The following is a 20,486-nucleotide window of genomic DNA, read 5'->3' as shown; positions in this document are numbered from 1 at the left end:
CCGAACGAAAGGCCCTGGTGCTTCCGCCCGCCATGACGCTCGCCCACGCGAACGGGCAGGGGGCCAGGGGGAAGTGGGGGGGGCGTCCAAGGGCAAGCTGCTCCTGGGGACGAGCGTGGGCCGAGCCCGGCGGCTGGTCTCACCAGCCGCTCCGAACGGCCCGGTGCACTCAGACCAGGGACTTCGCGGAGGTGATGACGGTTCCGTAGAGGTCGGTGATGGTGGCGAGGGCGCTGTGGTGGATCTGGTCGGCGCTCAGGTCGGTGCCGCCCTCGGTGCCGGCGGAGCGGAGCGGGCGGGTGGCGCAGGCGTCGGCGACGACGGTGGGCCGGTTTCCGCGCAGGAAGGCGCCCTGTGCGGTGAAGGTGACGCACATGTGCGTCATGAATCCGGCGATGATGAGGTCCTTGTGTCCTGCGGCGTCGACGTGTTCGCCCAGGTCGGTGTTTACGAAGGCGTCCGGGGCGGTCTTGACGACGATGTGCTCGCCCTCGGCCGGGGCGACGGCGGGGTGGATGCGGCCGATCTCGGCGCGGATGTCGTACGGGGTGCCCTCGCCGCCGTCGTTGATGACGTGGATGACCTTCGTGCCTGCCTGGCGGGCCTTCTCCAGCAGTGCGGCGGCGGAGTCGAGGGCGGCCTGCCAGCCTTCCAGCTCCATCACGCCGCCGACGTAGGTGTTCTGGTAGTCGACGAGGATCAGCGTCGCGTCGGTGAGTGAAGCGGGCGTCTCGTCGAAGCCGTTGAGCTCGCGCAGAGTCGTCGTAGACATGGGGGTACCACCTCGGGATTCTAGCCGGTATTCATGCCGGGGTCCGTGGCCCACCCGCTCGGCGGGCCATGGCTAGAAAGCTACGGGCCGTCAGGGAGCGTCAGCAATGTCATCCAACATGCAGATCCGGACATCGCTGGTGTGGAGCGCACGAGGGTCGCGGATCGGAAGCGACGCCGCGACGGTCTTGTTCGGCCAGGACACCATCCGGACCTGCGCGGGAACCGGGAACGGCCCCCGCGCGGGCCGGTGTTGTCCTGTGCTCCCCTCGCACGCCCGCGTCCGCCTCCGGCCGATTCTCCCGGCAACCGGTCCTGTCGGACCGGCGGTCAGCCAGGCCCGGAAGTCACCGGCTCCCGGCGTCCGGCGGCCTGATCTCGACCGCCGCCGTGATCGCTCGGACGGCACTCGTCCTGGGGTCTGTCGCCTCCAGGCCGCCGCGTAGGGTCTTGACCCTCACACCGTGTCAGGCGGTCAGCTCGGAGACATCATGTTCATCATCGGAGACTTCGCCCGGCACGGCCGTGTCTCGGTCCGGATGCTGCGCCACTACGACGCGACCGGTCTGCTGCGCCCCGCCCATGTCGACCCTTCCAGCGGTTACCGCTACTACACCGCCGCTCAGCTCGCCCGCCTGAACCGGATCATCGCGCTCAAGGACCTCGGATTCACTCTCCAGGAGGTCTGCGACATCGTGGACGAGAAGGTCTGCGCCGGGGAACTGCGCGGGATGCTGCGGCTGCGGCGCGCCGAACTGGAGGCCGCGGTGGCGGCAGCGGGAGCGCGGCTGGTTCAGGTCGAGGCGAGGCTCCGAGCGATCGAGAGCGAGGGCCACATGCCCACGAACGACGTTGTCATCAAGAGCGTCCCCGCCGTCCGGGTGGCGGAGCTGACCGCAATCGCCGCGAGCTTCGAGCCGGAGGCCATCGGCCGGGTCATCGGCCCGCTCTACGACGAGCTGTTCCGGCACCTGGGCGTTGCGGGTATCGCCCCCACGGGCCCCGGTGTCGCCTACTACGAGGATGCACCCGAGGGGGGCGGCAGGATCAGCGTGCACGCTGCTGTCCAGGTGTCCGCGCCGCTCCAGGGCGGAGCCTTCCAGATCCTCGACCTGCCGCCTCTCGACCAGGCGGCGACCATCGTGCACCGCGGATCGATGGACACGGTGCTGCCGACCGCCCAGTTGCTGGCCCGCTGGACGGACGCCAACGGCTACCGGTCCGCCGGGTACCCGCGCGAGATCAACCTGGAGTGCCCCGAGAACCGGGACGGCTGGGTGACGGAACTGCAGGCGCCGGTCACCCGGGCCCAGCCGGACGTCCCTGGTCCGAAGGGTGAAGGGTTCGGACGGTGACGCGTCAGGTCGGCGAACCCGGACCGTGACGGGTCAGGTCGGCGGGAGGCCGTGGGGCTCTCCCGCCGACGGCCTCACTCCACGGCGTTGACGAGATTGAGTACCGGCGCCGCCTGGTCCGTGAGCTGGTGCAACTGGTTCAGCTCGCTCAGGTGGTTCAAGCCGGTCAGCTGGTTCTTCACCTTCGGCAGCTGAGCGGCGTACTTGGCCGGAATGCCGGTCGTGGCGATGGCATCGAGCTCGCCGACAGGGTTCACCTTCGGTCCGGCCTGGCCGGCGGCGTCGGCGGCGTGTGCGGACGTCATGGCGAGGCAGGGGAGGGCGGCAACTAGAGCGAGACAGGTGGCAATTCGTCGCGTTGGAGTCATACTCGTACAAACGCGCCGGGGTGTCGATGGACACGGCGCGTACCCGATCCGGCGCAACGGCGGCCGCCCCGGGGCCCGGCGGCACTGATGTCGCCCCGTCCCTGAGCGCCGGAACGCCCGTGCCCCGGAGCTCCGGCTGAGGCGATCGTACTTCTCCCGCTGTTGTTCGGCGGGGGGGCTGGGCGGTCCCGTTGTGCGGAGGCCCGGAGCGCGCTCAGTCGCCGCTGTCCGGATCGCTACTGTCCGGGAACGAGTGGTGCTCGTGTGCCACGAGCCATCGCCCCTCGTCCTTGCGGAGCCCGCGGGTGAGCCGCAGACGGTTCTCCGGATGGCCGGCGCGCTCCTGCGGCGTCCCGCAACGCAGCAGGGCATGTGCGTAAGCGACGTCGTCGCCGGCGACGACGTCGAGGGGGGGGGACCTCTCACCGTAGAGCGCCGACCGCGCGGGCGCGCGTCTGTGCACCGTCCGTGCGGGGCCCGGGTGGGCCCCAGTGGTATGCACGCCGACGGGGGCCGGCGACCGTGCGCGACCGTGCGGGCAGTGGTCGGCACCGGTTCCGTACCCCGGGACAGGACCGTGTGCTCCCTGGGCGGCCGCAGCAACCCGATCGCCGATTTCCCCTCCTGACAGTTAAAGGGCAAGAGCTGGACAAGATTGTTCGTTTTGATTGACTCGGTGTCCTGTCATGAGCATGGTTTCTGCGTACTCCTTGGCCCCACCCTTGAGAGGAACGCACCTCATGAGACGTCTGACATCCGCCGCGGCAGCTCTCGGCGCGACCACTGTTCTGATCCTGACCTGCGGTCTCGGCAGCGCCTCTGCCACCGCTGCGCCGTCTGCCGGCCGCGGCGGCACCGTGCGGCCACAGGCAGCGAACGTCTGCACCTCCTCAGCCGCCGGGTCCGGCCGCGCAGTTCGCGGGGCGCTCTCCCGCGACCAGGTCCACCACCAGCTCTCAAGCCTGACCGGACAGCACCGTGCGGCCCGCGGCTATCCGGCCGCCGGGATCGCAGGCAAGGGCCCGCTGGGCCGCGATTCCGGCGCCCGCGGACTGCTGACGGACATCCACCCGGCCCAGGGCACCTCCTTCAAAGCGATCGACGGCAGCGACGGCTCCTGTGCCACCCAGTCCGTGTCCACTCAGCTGAACGTCCAGGACGGTTCCACGACGATCTACACCCCCACGATGTACCCGGCCGGCGGCTCGTGCGTCGAACTGGTCACGGTCTACACGACTTCCGGCCCCTCGGTCTCGGCCTGGGACTGGTGCAACAGCGTCGCCTTCGAAGCATCGGTGCCCATCGACAGCACGTTCCTGGGCACCTACACGGACGGTGGCTCCAGCGCGTACACAGGGCGGGTCATCAAGACCGACGCGGCCACCAACTCCTGGACAGCCGCGTTGTACAACTACCGGACGGGGTCCTGGGACACCCTCTTCACCCAGTCCGGACAGAATCAGTCGGGCCGTAACACGGGCTGGGACATCAACGAGCTGTACTCCCAGGTCGGCAGCTCGGGGAGCTCCTACGCATGCGACGCCATGGCGGGCCTGACGTTCGAGTCGAGCAACATATCGGTCCGGATCAACGGGAGTTGGTCTGCGGCGTCATCGAGCAACTCCGACACGACGTACGACTCGCCCAACAGCTCGTTCTACTGCCCTGACCGCACCTACCAGATGGTCAGCGCTTACGACCACTGGAAGACCGTCGGCTGACGGGCCGCCGTCCAGGCTGCACGCGGCCTCGCCCCCGGGCAGAGGCGCGTAACGGGCCTGTGAGCGTTGCGCCGTGCACCTCGGCGCCGACGGCACTTGCTCCGCTGCTCTCGCCGGCGACGATCCTGTCGTCGCCGGCTCCCGGGCCGGGCTCCCGGGGTGGATCGCGTCAGTCCGACTCGCGCCCGAGACGCCGCGCAAGGGTGCTCAGGTCGCCCAGCCGCAACACCCGTCCCCCGAACCCGGGCAGGGGGACGTGCAACGGCTCTGTCCAGCGGGCTGGGATCGCGTCCAGTCCGTAGAGTGCGCCCGCGAGACCTCCGGTGACCGCAGCGACGGTGTCCGTATCGCCGCCGATGTCGATCGCCGCACGGATCGCCTCCTCGAAGGTGTGTGTGGTGCGCAGGGCCCAGACGGCCGATCCAAGACAAGGCCACACGGCCCCGTTGAACTCCGTGGCCCGGCCGGGATGCCAGTCGGGGGCAAGGACGGTGGCATAGCGCCCGCGATGGTCAGGGTGTACGAGTTCCAGAGTGTCCGGGAGGGCGCAGCGGGGATCGGAGCCCGTCAGGGTCCGGCGGATGAGTTCGTGAAACACGGCAGTGCCCTCCCAGGCGGCACGGTCGCCATGGGTGAGAGCGGCGATGCGCCGGGCGGCATCCATGGTGGCCGACTGCCCGGCACGCGCGAAGTGGACGGCAGATGTCGAGGCTCTCATCAGGGAGCCGTTGCCGGCTGCCCGGTGATTGCCCCGGAAGTGATGCGGGGCGGCCAGATCCCACGGCATCCCGTTGGTCAGAACGTCCTCGATCTGCAGGCCGATGTCCTTCGGTTCACCCGCCGCCCACTGCTGGAAGCGGGCGAAGATGTCCGGCAAGTCCAGTGCGCCCCGCTGCAGAAGCGACTCCGCGACCAGAACGGCCATCTGTGTGTCGTCCGTGGCCTCGCCAGGTTCCCAGCCACCGCCTCCGCACATCTCGCCGCCACCCCCTGGTTCCGGGAACCGGGCAGAGAAGTCACCCCGGAGGCCGAACTCGAAAGGGGCTCCCAGAGCATCGCCGACTGCTGAGCCCACAACCGCCGCGATGCCTCGTTCTATGTGCTTCATTGGCGCAGGGTATCGGCGTCACAACACCCGACGCACCAGCACACGAGCCGCTGGCAGCAGGGGCGTTGACCCGATCCGCGTGGCGAGGAGGGGATCGGTGCGAGCAAGGGCGCCCACCTTGTGGGGCAGTTGGAGAAGTGGCACGGTCAGGGGGTCATCCCACCGGCTCGAACCCGGGTGAGCGAGAAGGCGCGCCGGCCCATCGGTGCAGGGCGGCTTCGAGGCCGGTGGCAGCTGTGGTGTCGGTGGTGTCGGAGGCCCAGGCGACCACCCCGTCCGGGCGTACCAGCACCCCGGCGGGCGCCGCGTGGTCGTCGGTCACGCTGCTCACGCGCCCGGCCCAGGCCGTTGCGAGGCGGGCGTACGCACCGTCCGGAGTGCGGTCGAGCAGCAGGAACCCACCGTCGTGACCGTGGTCGGCCAGCCGGGATCCGTCCCTCAGCCAGAGGTCGGGGGCGAACCGGCCGACCAGCGGGTGGTCACCGGGCAGGTCGATGTGCTGGGTGACTCCTGAGATCTTCTTGACCGCGTAGGTCGTGCCCGACCGAGTGCTCAGCAAATCGGCGACAACCTCCCGGAGCGCTGCCGACTTGGCATCTCCTCGCATCACCCCGATCTGCGCACGCGTCCAGTCCAGTACCCAGGCGCCGAGGGGACGGCGCTCCGCGTCGTAGGTGCCGAGCAGCCCCTCCGGCGCCCACCCGGAGACCACGGCGCCGAGCTTCCAGCCGAGGTTCATCGCGTCCCCGAACCCGAGGTTGAGCCCCTGCCCTCCGAATGGCGAGTGGACGTGTGCGGAGTCGCCGGCCAGAAGTACCCGCCCCGACCAGTAGGTCGTGGCCTGACGCGCGTTGTCGCTCCAGCGGGTAGCGGTTCCGCGCAGCGCGGTCAGTGTCACGTCGGTGCCCGAGACCCGGCGCAGACTGGTCTGCAACTCCTCAAGGGTGACCGGCGCCGAGCGGTCGGCGGGCGGACCGTCGAACTCCACGGTCACCACCCGGCCCGGCTGCGGCCCGTAGCGGTATGCCCCCTCGGTCGACCACACCCATCCGCTCGCGAGCTTCTCCGGGTCGGCGATGTCGACGACACCGAGATGGCCGGTGAGTTCGGGGTCGGTGCCGGGGAAGCCGATGCCCGCGAGGCGGCGTACGGTGCTGTGCCCGCCGTCGCACCCGGCCAGCCACCCGGTGCGCACCGGGCCGGCGCTGGTGTCGAGGCGCACGCCGTCGCCGGTGTCCTCGAACGAGGTGACCTCGACACCGCGATGTACCGGAACGCCGAGTCGCACCAGATGGGCGGCCAGCAGCTGCTCCAGCTCACGCTGCGGCACCATCCTCGCCCCCGAGACCGCGGTGTGTGCGGCGAGGTCGGGATCGGAATCGTCCACAAGGCCGGGGTCGAGGACCATGCCCGCGAAATGCCCGGTGAACTGCGGCCTGCGCGGCCGCAGGGCTCCGTCCGGCCGCTGTTTGTCGACCACGGGAACGAACGACCCCACCCGTTCGAGCATCTCTCGTTGTACCTGTTCTGCCGCGGGCAGCAGGCCGCGGCGGTCGAGCGCCTCGGCCGTCGGCACGTTGATGGCCCCGGCTTTCATCGATTCGTCCGGCTCGGCCAGTCGCTCGATCACTTGCACCGTCGCCCCGGAGAGCGCCAGCTCGGCGGCGAGTACGAGGCCCACCGGGCCCGCTCCGACCACCGTTACGTCCACGTCCTGGTTCACATTCATAGTCATTGACACGAACACCGTTCTACGTACGAACGGTGTTCGTGTCAAGTTATAGTGGTGTGGTGAACCCGAGAGAGCGGCGCGCGGCGCGCCATCAGCCACCGGCCCCCGGCGCCCCGGCCGGCCCCACGCCCCGGCGCCGAAGGGCCCCCATCACCGTGGACCAGGTCATCGACACCGCGCTGACCGTCATCGCCGCGGAGGGATACGACGCGCTGACCATGCGCCGGCTGGCCGGCGCGCTCGACACCGGGCCCGCCTCGCTCTACGCCCACGTGGTCAACAAGGCCGACCTCGACGAGCTGCTCATCGGGCGGCTGTGTGCCGGGCTGGTGCTGCCCGAGCCCGATACCGCGGTCTGGCGCGACCAGATCCGCGATGTATGTGCCCAGGTGCGCGATCAGTACCTGAGGTACCCCGGAATCTCCCGCGCAGCGCTCGCCATGGGCCCCACCGACCTGGAGATCGTGCGGGTCAGCGAAGGGATGCTGGGCATCCTCCTCGCCGGCGGTGTCGCCCCGCGGGCTGCCGCCTGGGCCATCGACGCCCTCTTGCTGTACGTGGCCGCCTACTGTCTTGAGGTGTCGATCGTGCGTCAGCGATCAGCGAGTGAGGACGCCGCCTGGGTCTTCGACCGGGACGAACTGCTCCGGCGGTTCGCCGCTCTCCCTGTCGAGGTCTTCCCCCACACGACCAGCCACGCCGCCGAGCTGACCGCCGGCGAGGGCCACGATCGATTCGACTTCACCCTCGGCGTGATGATCGGTGGCCTCACGGCCCGGTAGCTTCTGCCGTCCACCAGGCCTGCCCGTATCGGGGGCCGGGTGAGGGGATGTGTCACGACGGTGCAGGACGACTCTCGTGCGGCACCGCCACCGCCCGACGGAAAGCGCCGGGCGGGAGAGTGTCTCCGCGCCGTGACGATTGTCACTATCCGGTTGCAGCCGGTGGCCCGCTGAAACGCCAGCCTCGCGACCGGTATCTCCCCCGGTGTCCATCGGTCTTCGTAGCAGAGGATGTCCATGAATCACCGTTACGCCTCCGTCGCCGTCGTCCTCGCCTCCGCCGCCGCGCTCGTCGCGACCGCGTGCGGGTCCTCGGGCGCCAGCCCGCGCACGGCGGCAAGTGCCCAGACTGTGTCCAGCGCATCCGGTTCGGCCGGTGACAAGGCCGGTCGTTGGCTGCCGTGTCACCTGCCCGCAGGGTACGAGCACTTCTTCAAGCTGGACTCCGCCAAGACTGTCCGGGGCAACACCGTCGTGCGCGTCACTCCGGAGACGTGCCGCGTGAACTCGAAGAACGACGAAGACGTTGTGTACACCCCTTCGGGAGCGGCCCGGTCGTTGGTCGTTGCCCCGGGTGCCTCCGTCAAGGTCCTCCACGACACCGCGACCCGGAAGGTCACCCCGAAGTGGCTGGTGAACCACAAGCTCGCCAACAGCCCGCACTTCTCCTACCGCGTCGACGGCCAGAGCCGGATCACCGCCATGCAGGAGATCTACCACCCCTGAGTGAGCGGGTGCACCGTGGTCGCGGGCGAACAGGGGCCGTTTGACCCGGTGCTGGACATCCGGGCGCACGCGCTGTGCAGTCCGGCGGTCCGGACGGGGGGCTCATCTCCGAGAGCCCGTTCCACCGGGCATCAAGCATGATCGCCCGTCATGTGACGTCACATCAGATTCCTTACGGTCAGGGGCTGCTGTGGCGTCGCGTGACGGGCGTACACCCGGTGGGTCCTGCCGGGCCGGGCGAGTTCGGGCAGACCCCGGATGCGCAGGGGGCGAGGGCCGCTGGAGCCCCTGGACGCAGAGCACCCCCGGCTCACCTCGACGTGCGCCGGCGAACCAGCCGAGCGCTCGTACGCTTCCCCGGCTGTGGCGGTGGGGCCCGCAGCAGGCAGCCTCACCGCCACAGCCGGGCAGGTGGTCACGCGTGTGCGCTGATGATGCCCCCGTCGCTGAGGACGATGTAGATGCCGTTGGCGTCGAGCCCGACGTCGTGCTGGTTGGTGTTCAGCGTGGCGGCCACGCCGTCGTGGCCGATGATCTGCGCGCGGTACCGCAACTCGCCGAGCTTCGTGACCTTGGCCGTCCAGCCACCTGCGAGCTTGAAGGTGCCCGGTCCCTGGTGGCCGCCGCCCATCCAGGCGTGGACCTCGCCGCCCAGCGTGAGCACCACGAACATGTCGTTGGCGTCGAGCCCGGCGTCGGTGTTGTCCGTCTCCAGCGTGGCCAGGACCGAATCGCGGCTGACGATCTCGGCACGGTAGTGCTGGTCGCCGAGCTTGTAGATCTCGGCCTTGCTGCCGTCCGGCAGGGTCTGGGTGCGGACCGGCGATCCTGCCTTGGCCGAGGTGCTCTGCGCGGCGATGCGGTGCGCGCCGTACGCCACGGTCCGCGAGCTGATCCGGGCCGTGCCTGCGCCGGCGCTGGACGCGCCGGGCGCACCGCCGTCACCGGTGGGACGGGAGGCGGAGACGGAATTCTGCGTGGCCGTTCCTGCGGCTTCCTTGCCCCCGCTCTGGCAGGCGGTCAGCGAGAACGCCGCAGCGGCGGCCACGGCCACCAGACCGGCGGAACGGGCGGTGCGGCGAGCCCGGTGATTGGTCATCATTGAAATCCCCCATGAGTGGTCAGAATGCGGCGCCTCCGCCTTGCTGTCGCAGGACGACCGGCCCGATCCGCTGTTCGCTACACCTCATATGAGGGCGGCCCGGCAGGAATTGTTCACCGGGTTCTGTCCGCACTTGGTAACAAGGGAACCGGGCAGTGCCCCAGGGGGCGTTGGTGTCGAACCACCGTGCGGACCGGACGGGGAGGCGGCGCTCCGGCCCCGGATATCCGCCCCCGCGGAACACTTTGCGCAGCGCCTGCCCAGGCCGCGATCACCGGGTCACGGGGGCGGGGGCGGGGGCGGATGTCAGCACAGTGTTCTCTTTCGCTGATGAGCCGCTGACACTCCGGGCAGTGCGGGTCTGGGCGGCATGCTGCCCAGACCCGCACGTCTCAGGCCGTGGCCCCGTCCCGCTGCTGCCGACGTGACCGGAGACCGGACCTAGTTGTTTCCTGCGCCGTTTCCGGAAAGCACCGGAACATTGTCGACGAGGTGGGACAGCGGCTCGTCGCCCTTGGCCTGGGTGGAGTTCTCGGTGCACTGCTGGTTCTGCGGGGACGACAGGACGGGGATGTCCTGGACGGCGACCGGCACGAGAATGCCCACGAGGGAACCCACGTTCGCCTTGACCGGCACGCCTGCGCACACCTTGTTCAGGGAACCCTGGATCAGGGCCCCCTGCGGGCTCATGTTCCCGTCGGTCGAAGAGTTTCCGAAGGCCTGCTCGGCGCCATTGCCGCTCAGGGAGTGGGTGCCGTCGTTACCGATGGCGGCTGCGTTTCCGGCGGTGCCGGCGATGGCGGCGGCAGCGAGGCCGGCAGCGGTGAGGGCGGTACGGAAGTACATGTCACTCCAGTGCATGTTCTTTGAACAGAGACGTGCCTCAGTAGATCCAGCGATCCGGTGCATCCGGACTGATTCACCTGATCGTCGGTGAGTCGGCGGAGTGGGGTTGCCAGTTGACGGTAAATCAGGTGAATCCGCTCTGCTCGGATTCCTCAACGCCGAAGAGGGGGACGGAGCCCGCGCCTTCATCCTGGATGCGGTGGTCGCCCGTGAGCGGCGCCGGCACGTGAGGAAGGCCCCACGTACCAGCGTCGGGCGACCGGGGAGGCCGCGGGCGCGCCCGCTCCTTTACGTCGTCGGCGACGGCGTCAGCCGGCGACTTCCAGCACGAGCTTGCCCCGGGTGCGGTTCGCCTCACCGAGCCGATGTGCCTCGGAGGCGCGTTCCAGGGCGAAGGAACGCTCCACCTCGACGCGGACCGCGCCGGAGTCGACCAGGTCGGCGATGGACTTCAGCGCCGAGGCATCCGGCTCCACCAGCAGCGGGCTGGTGCGCACGCCCGCCTGCCCGGCCGCTGCGGACAGCGCGTCCGAGACCCCGCCCGGGACGGAGATGACCAGGCCGCCCGGCCGGGTCGCCGAAACCGATCGCACATCGGTGCTGTCTGCCGTGCCGATCAGATCGATGACGACGTCGACCTCCCCGACGGCCTCCTCGAACCGCTGACGGGTGTAGTCGATCGTCTGGTCCGCCCCCAGTTCCTTCAGCCAGCCGTGCCGGGGTTCGCGAGCGGTCGCGATCACCTCGGCGCCGAGGTGCTTGGCGATCTGCACTGCCAGGTGCCCCACACCTCCGGCCGCGGCGTGTACCAGGACCCGCTGTCCGCTGGACACACGCGCCGTGTCGACCAGCGCCTGCCAGGCAGTGAGCGCCGCGAGGGGCAGTGCCGCGGCCTCGATGTGCGAGAGCGAGGCCGGCTTACGGGCGAACTGGCGGGACGGCGCCGTGACGTACTCGGCGTACGCGCCGGCCGGGCGGGGGAACCACGGCATGGCGTAGACCTCGTCGCCCGGTGCGAGCGTGGTGACACCGAAGCCGACTTCCTCGACGACGCCGGAGACGTCCCAGCCGAGGATCAGCGGCAGGGTCTGCAACCCGGCCATGCCCTGGCCCGCGCGGGTCTTCCAGTCCACCGGGTTGATTCCGGCGGCGTGCACCCGCACCAGTACTTCCGTCGGGAGCGGCTCGGGGCGTGCGACCCGGCCGACGGTCAGCACGTCCGGGCCGCCGAACTCCTTGATGGTGACGGCACGCATCGTCTGCTCGCTCATGCTTTCCTCGTTCGTATCCGTGATGACGTCTCTTCGGTCCGGAGCCAGGGGCTCCGGTAGGTGTCCAGCCTCGTTGACGCCCGGCGGTCCCCGTGAATGGCTGGACAGCCATCTGTCGTACCATTCCAGCCATGCCGCATCGTGTTGCCGTTCTCGCCCTGGACAGGGTCGTACCGATGGACCTGGGTATCGCCGCCCGGGTGTTCAACGAAGCCCTCGACCCGTCCGGGTCACGGCTCTATTCGGTGACGACGTGCTCGCTCGGCGGTCGGCCTGTTCGTACGAACGAGGGCTTCCGGATCGTCGTGGACGAGGACGAATCGCTCCTGGAGAGCGCGGACACCGTGGTGATCGCCACCCAGGAGCCCGATGAACAGTTGCTGGCCACCGGCGAACTGCCCGCCCCTGTCGCCGCCGCCTTCGCCCTCATCCGTCCCGGCACCCGGATCGTCAGCCTGTGCACGTCGGCATTCCTGGTGGCGGCGGCCGGCCTGCTGGACGGCCAGCGAGCCACCACTCACTGGGCGCTGTGCCGCCGGTTCACCGAGTTGTTCCCCAGCGTCGAGGTCGATCAGGACGTGCTCTTCGTGGACAACGGGCGCATCCTGACGGCGGCCGGCGGAGCGGCCGGCATCGACCTCTTCCTCCACCTGGTCCGCAGGGACCACGGCGCCACCGTGGCCGGCTCCGCGGCGCGCCACTGCGTGGTGGCCCCCTGGCGCGAAGGCGGACAGGCGCAGTTCATCGAGCACCCCGTACCGAGGGACGCCGGTCGCTCCACCTCGGACACCCGCCAGTGGGTCCTGAGCCGGCTCTCCGAACCGCTCACGCTGCAGGACATGGCCGGCCATGCCCACATGAGCGAGCGCACATTCACCCGCCGGTTCCGTGCCGAGGTGGGGACAAGCCCTCTCCAATGGCTGGTTCAGAGCCGGTTGACCCAGGCGCGCGGCCTCCTGGAGTCCAGCGAGCTGACCGTCGCGCGGATCGCTACCGCGTGCGGCTTCGGCGATCCGGTCGCGCTGCGCAAGCACTTCCAGACCCACCTCGGCCTGTCCCCACTGGCGTACCGCCGCGCTCACCACGCCCCGGAACCGGCCCTGACCGAGCCGTCCCCGGTGTCCTGAGCGTGTGCGAACCGATCGCTGGTCCAGGCCGGCTGCAACGGCAGGCCGGCCTGCGCGGCCGGGCCGCTGCGGCGAGACGTGTGGCAGACCGGCCGCGAGGGACCCGATCACCACATCGGGTGGCATGAACGTGGTTTCGGTACTCCTGGAGCCGGCCGCGCTCCATCCTGAGGAAGCCGCACGACAGGACCACAGAAGGGTTCGGGCCATGACCACAACAGCGCAGGATGTCATCACCGCCAAGTACGAGCGGGCATTCGACACCATGGACGCCAACCGCGACGGCTTTCTGGACTGGACGGACTACCAGAGGCTCGCCGACCGCTACATCGAGGCCTACCGGCTCGGCAAGGACGACCGCAGGGCCAGGGCGCTTCAGTCCTTCTCCCAGATCTACTGGCTGGAGCTGCTGCGTCACTCGGGTGTGGACGGGGACCGGCTCACGAAGGGCGAGTTCGTCACGGCCAACCGGCTCGCAGCCATCGACACCAGCCGGCTCAACGTGACCGAGGGCGCCGGCCATGCGATCTTCGATGTCATCGACGTCAATGGTGACAACGAGATCAGCAAGGACGAGTTCGCCCGCGCGCTGCGGGATGTGTGGAGGATCGACGCGCCCGACGCGATGGACTCGTTCATGAGGCTGGACACCGACGGGGACGGTGCGATCTCGCGCCAGGAATTCATCCGCGCGATCCGCGAGCACTTCCTCTCGAACGACCCCGACGCGCCGGGCAGCCTGTTCTTCGGGCACGTCTGACCCGACCGTGCCAGGCCCCGACCCCTCGGACACCCCGGCGCACCTGTGGTGTGCCGGGGTGTCCGGGAGGTGTGCCGGTCAGGAGTTCCGGGGCGACTCCGCGTCTTCCTGTGCCGCCGAGGACTGCGGCTTCCCGGGAAGACCGAGGTCCTGACGGTCCGCCTCCACTCGCCTTTCGAGCCGGTCCGCGTCGGGGCGGCGTGGCATCCCGCGTCCGTGTTCGTCGTACGGGGCGCCTTCAACTGCCTTGTTCGACTTGTGATGATGGGCCATCACTGCCTCCTTGCCGCGGCGTTTCCGGCTGCGCCCCCACCCTGTCGAGCGCGTACGCCGTAGCCGGCTGATCGCGCGGCTGCCGACTGTGCCAGAGGGCAGCCGACGTGCAGGGAAGGTGTCTCCCGGTGCGGGCTTCCGCCGGAGATCACGGTGCACTTCCAATGAAACGCCTCTTGAAACGATCCGCAATCGGAAGTGGGGCCGCAACGTTTTACGGGGGTGTTCGTGCGCGCCGGCGGAAACCGCTCCGTGTGGCCTGCGGCTGTGATCGCGCCGCGGAGGCGGGACGCCTGCGACGGGAAGGGGTTCCCGGGCGAGGAGGTCGCTGAACAGGAGTGGGCCACGTCCTTACCTGTGGCTGCGGTGCAGTTTTCTCATCGCACCCAGAGCAGAAGACGACCCTGGGGCCCTTCGAAAATCTGCCGTGACGGAAGTAGACATTCGCCCGGTGTGGAGTTAACGTTTTCCTTGTAGCCAAGAGATCGAGAAGGGCGCGGCAGGGACGAACTGCCGCGTGGGCAGGACCGCGGTAGTGCAGGCAGGACCGCGGTAGCAGGTGGCACGACGGTGGAGTGGCGGGGCCGGAAGGCTCTCGGGGTCTCGTCGCTGACTGTCGGGCCGGCGGCTCGTGAGGGGCCGCGCGTTACGCAGGACCGAAGTGGCAGGCAGTTGAGGTGCAGGAAAGACAGGAGAAGGAGGCAGACGCCATCAGGATCGCCCGGGCGCGAGCAGTCGGCCCGGGTACCGAAGGCCCCGGAACGGAAGGTGGTCCCACGGTCACGCATCCGCGATCCCCGCGCACGTCCCAGCCCTCTCGGAGACGGTGCGGATCAACAAGGCCGGCGTTGCCATAGGCCGGCAGGTGGTGTTCAAATCCCTCGGGGCCCTGGTGCCGTACGGCGCCAGGGCCCCTCGACGCGTTCTTCGAACCGAGGTGCAAGTGACCGCAGAAAACCCGCTCGGCCGTCTCGACGACGACGACTATCCCGCCTACACCATGGGGCGGGCCGCCGACATGCTCGGCACCACCCCGGCATTCCTGCGGGCGATCGGTGAAGCCCGCCTGATCACCCCGCTGCGCTCCGACGGCGGCCACCGCCGGTACTCCCGCTACCAGCTGCGGATCGCCGCCCGCGCCCGTGAACTCGTCGACCAGGGGACCCCGGTCGAGGCCGCCTGCCGCATCGTGATCCTTGAGGACCAGCTCGAAGAGGCCAAGCGCATCAACGAGGACCACCGCCGATCCGCTGCGGAGCCCCGCTCCGACACCTGACCAACAGCGGCCTGACCACCGGCGGCCTGACCACCGGCGGCCCGCCCCACGGCACCGGACCGAGGGCGGCCTGCCCCACGGTGCCACCCGCCAACGGCCCGCCAGCCGCCCGCCTCCGGCACTTCACCGCCGGGCGGCTCCTCGTACCTGAGGGGCGGCAGGCGAAGCCCGAAGTCAACCCGCGTTCGCGTACATGCTCCGGGGGCGGGAGAGCCGCAGATGACCGCGCAGGGTGGTGGCGTCGTAAGCGGTGCGGAAGGCGCCGCGCCGTTGCAGCTCCGGAACCAGGCCGCGGGTGATCGCCGTCAGGTCGTGCGGGAGCGTGCCCGGCCGCAGCCGGAAGCCGTCGAGACCGGCTGCGCGCCAGTCGAGCAGCAGATCGGCGAGGTCCTCGGGCGTGCCGGTGAAGACCTTGGCGTCGGAGCCGAGTTCAGCGCCGTCCAGTCCGTCCAGACGGGCCTTGCGGTGTGCGGCGGCACCCGGTTCCGCGTCCAGGAAGACGAGGAGTTCGGCGAATGTCCGCAGAGGCCTTTCCCGCAGGTCCCGGCCGGTGCTCGCCACGGCCTCGGCGACCTGCGCGAGAATCGTCCCGGTACCCGCGCGGTCGTGCGGCGTGATGTGGACGATGTCGGAGCTGCGTGCGGCGAATTCGTACGGGGTGGACGCATGCGCGAGGCTGGCGACGAGCGGCCGGCCCTGTGGCGGGCGCGGGGTGATCGACGGGCTTCGCACGCTGAAGCAGGGGCCCTCGAAGGCGATGTGGTGCAGCTTGTCGCGGTCGATGAACCGGCCTGTTGCCGCGTCCCGTATCTCCGCGTCGTCCTCCCAGCTGTCCCACAGCCGGCGCGCCACCTCCACCACGTCGGTGGCCTCGTCGAACAGCGGACGCAGCCGCTTGGCGATCAGCTCGGAGTCGCGTACGTCGTCGTCGGTGAGCTGCGGTGTCGTGCGGCGGCCGAAGTGGGCGGCGTCCGCGGCCCGGGCCGATATCTGCGGGCGCCATCCCGCGCGTCCCCTGCTGGCGTGATCGAGTGTGGCGATGCCGATGGCGAGGTGGAACGGCTCGGTGTGAGTGACATTCGTGGTCGGGACCAGGCCGATGCGGGTGGTGAGAGGCGCGAGGCGGGCGGCGAGCAGGACCGCGTCCAGGCTGCCCCTGATCTGGTCGGTGCGGTCGTCGGGCCGGTGGAAGGCGGCGGACTGCTGGCCGAGGGCGTCCTCGAAGGTGACGAAGTCCAGCAGCCCGCGCTCTGCCTCGGTGACCAGGCCGGCCCAGTAGGCGGCGGTGAACAGTTCGCGGGGCCGGGCGCCCTCGGCCCGCCAGGCCGCCGGATGCCAGCCCGCACCGTCGAGCGCGACGGCGAGGTGCAGCGGGGTGCCGGTCATGATGTCTCCTCATCGCCGGGTACGAGCGCGGTGGCGGGCCGGGGTGCGCCCAGCCCCAGGTGGTCGCGGAGCGTCGTGCCCGCGTACTCCGTGCGGAACACACCCTTCTCCTGCAGCAGGGGCACCACCCGGTCCACCAGGTCGTCCAGTCCGCCGGGTGTCAGATGGGGGACGAAGACGAAGCCGTCGGCGCCGTCGCTCTGCACGAAGTGGTCGATGGCGTCCGCGACGGTGCGCGGACTGCCGACGAAGGTCTGGCCGCCGCTGACCTCGATGACCAACTCGCGGATGCTCAGGCCGCGTTCACCGGCAAGCTTGCGCCACTGCCGCGCTGTCTCACCGCGCCCCTTGCGGTACGTCGAATGCCCTTTGAGGAGCAGGGAGTCGGCCTCGGGTTCGATGCCGGGCAGTGGTCCGTCCGGGTCGTACGCGGACAGGTCGCGGCCCCAGACGGCTTCGAGGTGAGCGATCGCGGTCTGCGGGCTCACCAGGGAGCGGGTGATCTCGGCGGCGCGCGCGGCGGCCTCCTCGTCGGTGTCGGCGACGACGGCGGTCGCGGTAGGAATGATCTTCAGCTCGTCCCGGGTGCGTCCGTGGCCGGACAGGCGCCCTTTCACGTCCCGGTAGAAGGCGCGGGCCTCGTCGAGCCGGTTGTACTTGCTGAAGACGACATCGGCGCCGGACGCGGCGAACTCGCGCCCCGCATCGGACTCGCCCGCCTGGATGACCACCGGGTGCCCCTGCGGGCCACGCGGTGTGGTGAACGCTCCCGAGATGTCGAAGTGCCGGTCGCGCCGGGCGAACCGGCCTGCCCCCGCCCGTACGAACTCACCCCCGGCCACGTCCGCGCGGATGTCCCCGTCGTCCCAGCTGTCCCACAACGCGCGGGCGGTGCTGAGGAAGTCGGCGGCCCGCGCGTAGCGGTCGCTCTCCGCCAGGAAGCCGCCGCGGCGGAAGTTCTCGCCGGTGAAGGCGTCGAAGCTGGTGACCACGTTCCAGGCGGTCCGCCCCTCGCTGAGGTGGTCGAGGGTGGCGAGCCTGCGCGCCACCTCGTACGGCTCGTTGAACGTGGCGTTGACGGTCGCGGCCAGACCCAGGCGTGTCGTGACCGCGGCAAGGGCGCTCAGCATCGTGAGGTTCTCCGGGCGCCCCACCACGTCCAGGTCGTAGACATGGCCCTTGTGCTCGCGCGGCCGGAGGCCCTCGGCGAGGAAGAAGAAGTCGAACTTGCCGCGTTCGGCGGTCTGCGCGAGCCGTATGAAGGAGTCGACGGCTATCTGGCTCCCGGACCGGGGATCGGACCAGAGGGTCACGTTGTCGATTCCGGGCAGCTGCGCCGCGAGGTGCACCTGCTTCTTTCCGATTGCGGGCACGGTGCCATCTCCTCCTGAGGAATACCGTCTGCGGTCCGGGCCGCGGCGGGGGACCGGCTCCCAAGAGCCTGCCTGCGACGGTCTGAGCGTGCACAGGCTCCCGGGCCGGTTTCATGAGCTGTTCACGCGGTGGAGACGGTGGCCGCGGAGCCCGGCAGTGGAGCGGGGGAGACGTACCGCACCTGGTTCTCGAAGGTCACGCCGTGACTCTTCACGTCGATGCCGATGCGGTCGCCGTCGGCGATCCGGAAACCGTCGTGGAAGCTGGCCTCGTCCGCGCCCAGGAGTACGTAGTTGACCAGACCGGGCCGCCGCACCGCGGGGAACGAGAACAGGTGCTCAGCCATCTCCCGCACCCGGTAGTACAGGTCGTCCGCACCGCAGTCGAAGGTGCCCTCCCAGGCCGTCGCACCGTCCCGCACGATCGTGACCCGCCCGCTCGCCGTGCGCGGTGGCGCGCCGAGGAACAGCCAGGGGGTGAGGGCGGTGTCGCACAGCTTGCAGTACGGGTTGTAGCCGGGGTTCTCGCGGTGCAGGCCGATATCGCACAGGTCGTTGCCGAAGGTGTATCCCGCGTAGTGCGGGGTGCCGTCCTCGTCGTTGACATAGACGAGTGCGACCTCAGGCTCCTCGATGAGCGCCACCGGTCGCGCCGGTACGTTCAGTGTCTCGCCGGGCAGCCGCACCCAGTCGCCGAACCCCTTGAAGAACCACTTCGGCGGAGTGAACCCGGCGCCCAGCGGAGCGGTTTCACCGCCCCACTTCTTCTTGTGGGTGCCCATGAAACCGCTCAGCAGCGCGTTCCCGGTGGCCGTCGGCAGCAACGGGGGCAGCAGGCGCACCTCAGGGTCGCCGACGGTGACGGTGACCGTCTCCGCGCCCTCGGCGAGAGCGGCACGCAGGGCGGCTTCCGAGCCGTCGGTGGCCACGAATGCGGCTGCGACCTGACCGTCCTGCACCCGGTAAAGGGTCTGGCGCGCGCCGGGCCCGGGCCTGCCGAAGCCGACATGGCGCGCGCTGCGGTACGTCGCCTCGAACAGGACGGGCAGAGGGGACACAGACATGGTGAGGGCTCCTTCTACGGCTTACTTCTACGGTTTCTGCGGTGCAGGGCTTCCACGTCTTCTGAGACAGCGCGTGTCCGGGCTCCGAGGCGTGGGCGGGGCCGGCGGTTCAGGGTTGTGAGGCGTCGGCGCAGGCGCCGGTGATGTCGGCCAGGGCCTCCCCGATGCGCTCGACCGTCGAGCGGATCCAGGGCAGCTCGACCGGGTCCGGCGCTGCGAGTGCGGCCGTGCGTTGCGCGGGGGAGTCGCCGTAGAGCCGGCTGGTGGCCGCGCGGATGCGCAGGGGGCGCCCGGTCTCCCCGAATGCGCTCGCCGGCAGGACACCGACTCCGTGGCGTTCGAGGAGGAGCCGGGTCAGATCGTCGCCGTCCCGCACGCCCTGCGTCCGCGCCAGCCGCTCCCGCAGCGGCTCGAAGTCCGGGTAGAGGTAACAGGTCGCGCGGACGGGGGCCAGAACCGCCCCCGCGGCGCTGAAGCGGGCGGCGACCGCGCGCACCACCGCTTCGTGCAGCCTGCGGCTCGCCGCAATGTGTTCGGTGATCTCCGGCGGCTCCCCGAAGGCGTACGCGGCGGCCGCCTGTACCGGCGCCGTCGGACTGGACCAGATCTGGCTCGCGACCGAGACCAGACGGGTGTGGAGGGCCTGTCCGATGTCGCTGTCCGGCAGCCGGGCCACCCCCGTGCGCCAGCCGCCCAGCGCCAGGTTCTTGGTGAGTCCGGTCGTCACGACGGTGCGCTCGGGCGCGTGCGCGGCCGGGGACACGGCCGGCGCCGACGCCGGGTAGACCAGGTCGCGGTAGATCTCGTCGGAGACGATGACCAGGTCCAGCTCGCGGGCCGCTTCCGCGAGACGCCGGACGGTGCCGGGCGCAGCGATGGTGCCGGTCGGGTTGTCCGGCACGGTCACCACCACGGATCGCGGGTTCTTCCCGGCGGCACGTGCGGCGGTGACCGCCTCGCGCAGCCGGTCCGGGTCCGGCACCCCGCCCTGCCCCGGCTGGATCGGCACCGGGAGGGGACGCGCTCCGACGAGCCTGGCCTGCGCCGCGTAGCTGACCCAGCCGGGGACGGGCACGATCACGTCGCCGCCGATGGCGAGCAGCAGAGCGAACAGCAGCGGCTTGCTGCCCGGCCCGGCCACGACCAGGCCGGGGTCGGTGCCGATGCCACGGCGCTCCCAGTATCCGGCGGCCGCGGTACGCAGTTCCCCGCTCCCGGCGACGGGACCGTACGCGTTCTCGTGCACCGCTGCGGCGAGCCGGCCGGCCAGCACGGGGTGGACGGGCAGGCCGATCTCGCCGCTCGTCATCGGTACGACCCGCTCCCCGGCCTGGCGCCTGCGGGCCATGACCTCGTCGGCCGCGAGGGTGGCTGACATGGGGACAGGTACGGGTTCGGGCATGGAGGCTCCATCGGTCGGGGGCGGCCGTGCGGGGTGCGGGCGT

19 protein-coding genes and 1 pseudogene are annotated in these 20,486 nt (G+C 70.3%); 7 read left to right on the top strand and 13 right to left on the bottom strand.

All coding sequences use genetic code 11. The features are described 5' to 3' along the window. Positions 1 to 169: 169 nt before the first annotated feature. Positions 170 to 772: a cysteine hydrolase family protein gene (locus OG917_RS02035; RefSeq protein ID WP_328315749.1), complete on the bottom strand. Its 603-nt coding sequence runs from the start codon at positions 770 to 772 to the stop codon at positions 170 to 172. Positions 773 to 1,262: 490 nt separating this feature from the next. Between OG917_RS02035 and OG917_RS02030 the strand changes: the two genes are divergently transcribed. After that, positions 1,263 to 2,126, top strand: a complete 864-nt coding sequence (locus OG917_RS02030) for a MerR family transcriptional regulator (RefSeq protein ID WP_328315748.1) — start codon at positions 1,263 to 1,265, stop codon at positions 2,124 to 2,126. A 74-nt stretch (positions 2,127 to 2,200) separates the two neighbouring features. Here OG917_RS02030 and OG917_RS02025 read toward each other — a convergent pair whose 3' ends face one another. Further along, the gene (locus OG917_RS02025) at positions 2,201 to 2,431 is read right to left on the bottom strand and encodes a hypothetical protein (RefSeq protein WP_328315747.1); all 231 of its coding nucleotides are present in this window, start codon (positions 2,429 to 2,431) and stop codon (positions 2,201 to 2,203) included. 277 nt (positions 2,432 to 2,708) lie between these two features. Next, positions 2,709 to 2,903, bottom strand: a pseudogene (locus OG917_RS02020) (nuclear transport factor 2 family protein); the annotation flags it as partial. A gap of 331 nt (positions 2,904 to 3,234) precedes the next feature. Here OG917_RS02020 and OG917_RS02015 point away from each other — a divergent pair. Continuing rightward, positions 3,235 to 4,215 (top strand): hypothetical protein, encoded by a 981-nt coding sequence (locus OG917_RS02015; protein WP_328315746.1) that lies wholly within the window; start codon positions 3,235 to 3,237, stop codon positions 4,213 to 4,215. Between the two features lie 169 nt (positions 4,216 to 4,384). Here OG917_RS02015 and OG917_RS02010 read toward each other — a convergent pair whose 3' ends face one another. Beyond that, a complete protein-coding gene (locus OG917_RS02010) occupies positions 4,385 to 5,323 on the bottom strand; it encodes an ADP-ribosylglycohydrolase family protein (RefSeq protein WP_328315745.1) in 939 nt (312 codons plus the stop codon). Between the two features lie 154 nt (positions 5,324 to 5,477). Continuing rightward, on the bottom strand, positions 5,478 to 7,058 hold the full coding sequence (locus OG917_RS02005) for an FAD-dependent monooxygenase (protein ID WP_328315744.1): 1,581 nt from the start codon (positions 7,056 to 7,058) through the stop codon (positions 5,478 to 5,480). A gap of 56 nt (positions 7,059 to 7,114) precedes the next feature. Between OG917_RS02005 and OG917_RS02000 the strand changes: the two genes are divergently transcribed. Both OG917_RS02000 and OG917_RS01995 read left to right on the top strand, forming a co-directional pair. After that, a complete protein-coding gene (locus tag OG917_RS02000) occupies positions 7,115 to 7,837 on the top strand; it encodes a TetR/AcrR family transcriptional regulator (RefSeq protein ID WP_328315743.1) in 723 nt (240 codons plus the stop codon). Between the two features lie 237 nt (positions 7,838 to 8,074). Continuing rightward, positions 8,075 to 8,563: a hypothetical protein gene (locus tag OG917_RS01995; protein WP_328315742.1), complete on the top strand. Its 489-nt coding sequence runs from the start codon at positions 8,075 to 8,077 to the stop codon at positions 8,561 to 8,563. A 415-nt stretch (positions 8,564 to 8,978) separates the two neighbouring features. Here OG917_RS01995 and OG917_RS01990 read toward each other — a convergent pair whose 3' ends face one another. The 3 genes from OG917_RS01990 to OG917_RS01980 form a co-directional block, all read right to left on the bottom strand. Further along, the gene (locus OG917_RS01990; RefSeq protein ID WP_328315741.1) at positions 8,979 to 9,662 is read right to left on the bottom strand and encodes a hypothetical protein; all 684 of its coding nucleotides are present in this window, start codon (positions 9,660 to 9,662) and stop codon (positions 8,979 to 8,981) included. Between the two features lie 444 nt (positions 9,663 to 10,106). Further along, a complete protein-coding gene (locus OG917_RS01985) occupies positions 10,107 to 10,526 on the bottom strand; it encodes a rodlin (RefSeq protein WP_443058897.1) in 420 nt (139 codons plus the stop codon). Positions 10,527 to 10,819: 293 nt separating this feature from the next. After that, complete coding sequence (locus OG917_RS01980) at positions 10,820 to 11,782, bottom strand: NADP-dependent oxidoreductase (protein ID WP_328315740.1); 963 nt, start codon at positions 11,780 to 11,782, stop codon at positions 10,820 to 10,822. Positions 11,783 to 11,913: 131 nt separating this feature from the next. Between OG917_RS01980 and OG917_RS01975 the strand changes: the two genes are divergently transcribed. Both OG917_RS01975 and OG917_RS01970 read left to right on the top strand, forming a co-directional pair. Beyond that, positions 11,914 to 12,909 carry a GlxA family transcriptional regulator gene (locus OG917_RS01975; RefSeq protein WP_328315739.1) on the top strand — a complete coding sequence of 332 codons (996 nt, stop codon included), beginning with the start codon at positions 11,914 to 11,916 and terminating at the stop codon, positions 12,907 to 12,909. A gap of 208 nt (positions 12,910 to 13,117) precedes the next feature. Continuing rightward, positions 13,118 to 13,669 (top strand): EF-hand domain-containing protein, encoded by a 552-nt coding sequence (locus OG917_RS01970; protein ID WP_328315738.1) that lies wholly within the window; start codon positions 13,118 to 13,120, stop codon positions 13,667 to 13,669. Between the two features lie 78 nt (positions 13,670 to 13,747). Here the strand turns inward: OG917_RS01970 and OG917_RS01965 are convergent, their stop codons facing one another. Beyond that, entirely contained in the window at positions 13,748 to 13,942 is a 195-nt protein-coding gene (locus tag OG917_RS01965; protein WP_328315737.1) for a hypothetical protein, read from the bottom strand. Positions 13,943 to 14,885: 943 nt separating this feature from the next. Here OG917_RS01965 and OG917_RS01960 point away from each other — a divergent pair. Continuing rightward, positions 14,886 to 15,218 carry a helix-turn-helix domain-containing protein gene (locus OG917_RS01960; RefSeq protein ID WP_328315736.1) on the top strand — a complete coding sequence of 111 codons (333 nt, stop codon included), beginning with the start codon at positions 14,886 to 14,888 and terminating at the stop codon, positions 15,216 to 15,218. 174 nt (positions 15,219 to 15,392) lie between these two features. On the opposite strand, the gene OG917_RS01955 is transcribed toward OG917_RS01960, so the two are convergent. The 4 genes from OG917_RS01955 to OG917_RS01940 form a co-directional block, all read right to left on the bottom strand. Then, on the bottom strand, positions 15,393 to 16,604 hold the full coding sequence (locus tag OG917_RS01955; protein ID WP_328315735.1) for an LLM class flavin-dependent oxidoreductase: 1,212 nt from the start codon (positions 16,602 to 16,604) through the stop codon (positions 15,393 to 15,395). After that, the gene (locus tag OG917_RS01950) at positions 16,601 to 17,977 is read right to left on the bottom strand and encodes an NtaA/DmoA family FMN-dependent monooxygenase (protein ID WP_328315734.1); all 1,377 of its coding nucleotides are present in this window, start codon (positions 17,975 to 17,977) and stop codon (positions 16,601 to 16,603) included. The genes OG917_RS01955 and OG917_RS01950 overlap by 4 nt, the downstream gene beginning before the upstream one ends. A 122-nt stretch (positions 17,978 to 18,099) precedes the next feature. After that, a complete protein-coding gene (locus OG917_RS01945; protein WP_328315733.1) occupies positions 18,100 to 19,041 on the bottom strand; it encodes a fumarylacetoacetate (FAA) hydrolase in 942 nt (313 codons plus the stop codon). 109 nt (positions 19,042 to 19,150) lie between these two features. Then, positions 19,151 to 20,443, bottom strand: coding sequence for a pyridoxal phosphate-dependent aminotransferase (locus OG917_RS01940; protein WP_328315732.1), 1,293 nt, complete (start codon positions 20,441 to 20,443; stop codon positions 19,151 to 19,153). Between the last annotated feature and the right edge of the window lie 43 nt (positions 20,444 to 20,486).

This window comes from Streptomyces sp. NBC_00388 (assembly GCF_036061255.1).
Taxonomy (GTDB): Bacteria; Actinomycetota; Actinomycetes; order Streptomycetales; family Streptomycetaceae; genus Streptomyces.
Note: the sequence above shows the minus strand (reverse complement) of the source record. Positions and strands in the feature narration are given on the sequence as shown.

Coding starts and splice junctions, on each gene's coding strand:
- OG917_RS02035 (WP_328315749.1), bottom strand. CDS start 772: ATGTCTACGACGACTCTGCGCGAGCTCAACGGCTTCGACGAGACGCCC.
- OG917_RS02030 (WP_328315748.1), top strand. CDS start 1,263: ATGTTCATCATCGGAGACTTCGCCCGGCACGGCCGTGTCTCGGTCCGG.
- OG917_RS02025 (WP_328315747.1), bottom strand. CDS start 2,431: ATGACGTCCGCACACGCCGCCGACGCCGCCGGCCAGGCCGGACCGAAG.
- OG917_RS02015 (WP_328315746.1), top strand. CDS start 3,235: ATGAGACGTCTGACATCCGCCGCGGCAGCTCTCGGCGCGACCACTGTT.
- OG917_RS02010 (WP_328315745.1), bottom strand. CDS start 5,323: ATGAAGCACATAGAACGAGGCATCGCGGCGGTTGTGGGCTCAGCAGTC.
- OG917_RS02005 (WP_328315744.1), bottom strand. CDS start 7,058: ATGACTATGAATGTGAACCAGGACGTGGACGTAACGGTGGTCGGAGCG.
- OG917_RS01995 (WP_328315742.1), top strand. CDS start 8,075: ATGAATCACCGTTACGCCTCCGTCGCCGTCGTCCTCGCCTCCGCCGCC.
- OG917_RS01990 (WP_328315741.1), bottom strand. CDS start 9,662: ATGACCAATCACCGGGCTCGCCGCACCGCCCGTTCCGCCGGTCTGGTG.
- OG917_RS01985 (WP_443058897.1), bottom strand. CDS start 10,526: ATGCACTGGAGTGACATGTACTTCCGTACCGCCCTCACCGCTGCCGGC.
- OG917_RS01980 (WP_328315740.1), bottom strand. CDS start 11,782: ATGAGCGAGCAGACGATGCGTGCCGTCACCATCAAGGAGTTCGGCGGC.
- OG917_RS01975 (WP_328315739.1), top strand. CDS start 11,914: ATGCCGCATCGTGTTGCCGTTCTCGCCCTGGACAGGGTCGTACCGATG.
- OG917_RS01970 (WP_328315738.1), top strand. CDS start 13,118: ATGACCACAACAGCGCAGGATGTCATCACCGCCAAGTACGAGCGGGCA.
- OG917_RS01965 (WP_328315737.1), bottom strand. CDS start 13,942: ATGGCCCATCATCACAAGTCGAACAAGGCAGTTGAAGGCGCCCCGTAC.
- OG917_RS01955 (WP_328315735.1), bottom strand. CDS start 16,604: ATGACCGGCACCCCGCTGCACCTCGCCGTCGCGCTCGACGGTGCGGGC.
- OG917_RS01945 (WP_328315733.1), bottom strand. CDS start 19,041: ATGTCTGTGTCCCCTCTGCCCGTCCTGTTCGAGGCGACGTACCGCAGC.
- OG917_RS01940 (WP_328315732.1), bottom strand. CDS start 20,443: ATGCCCGAACCCGTACCTGTCCCCATGTCAGCCACCCTCGCGGCCGAC.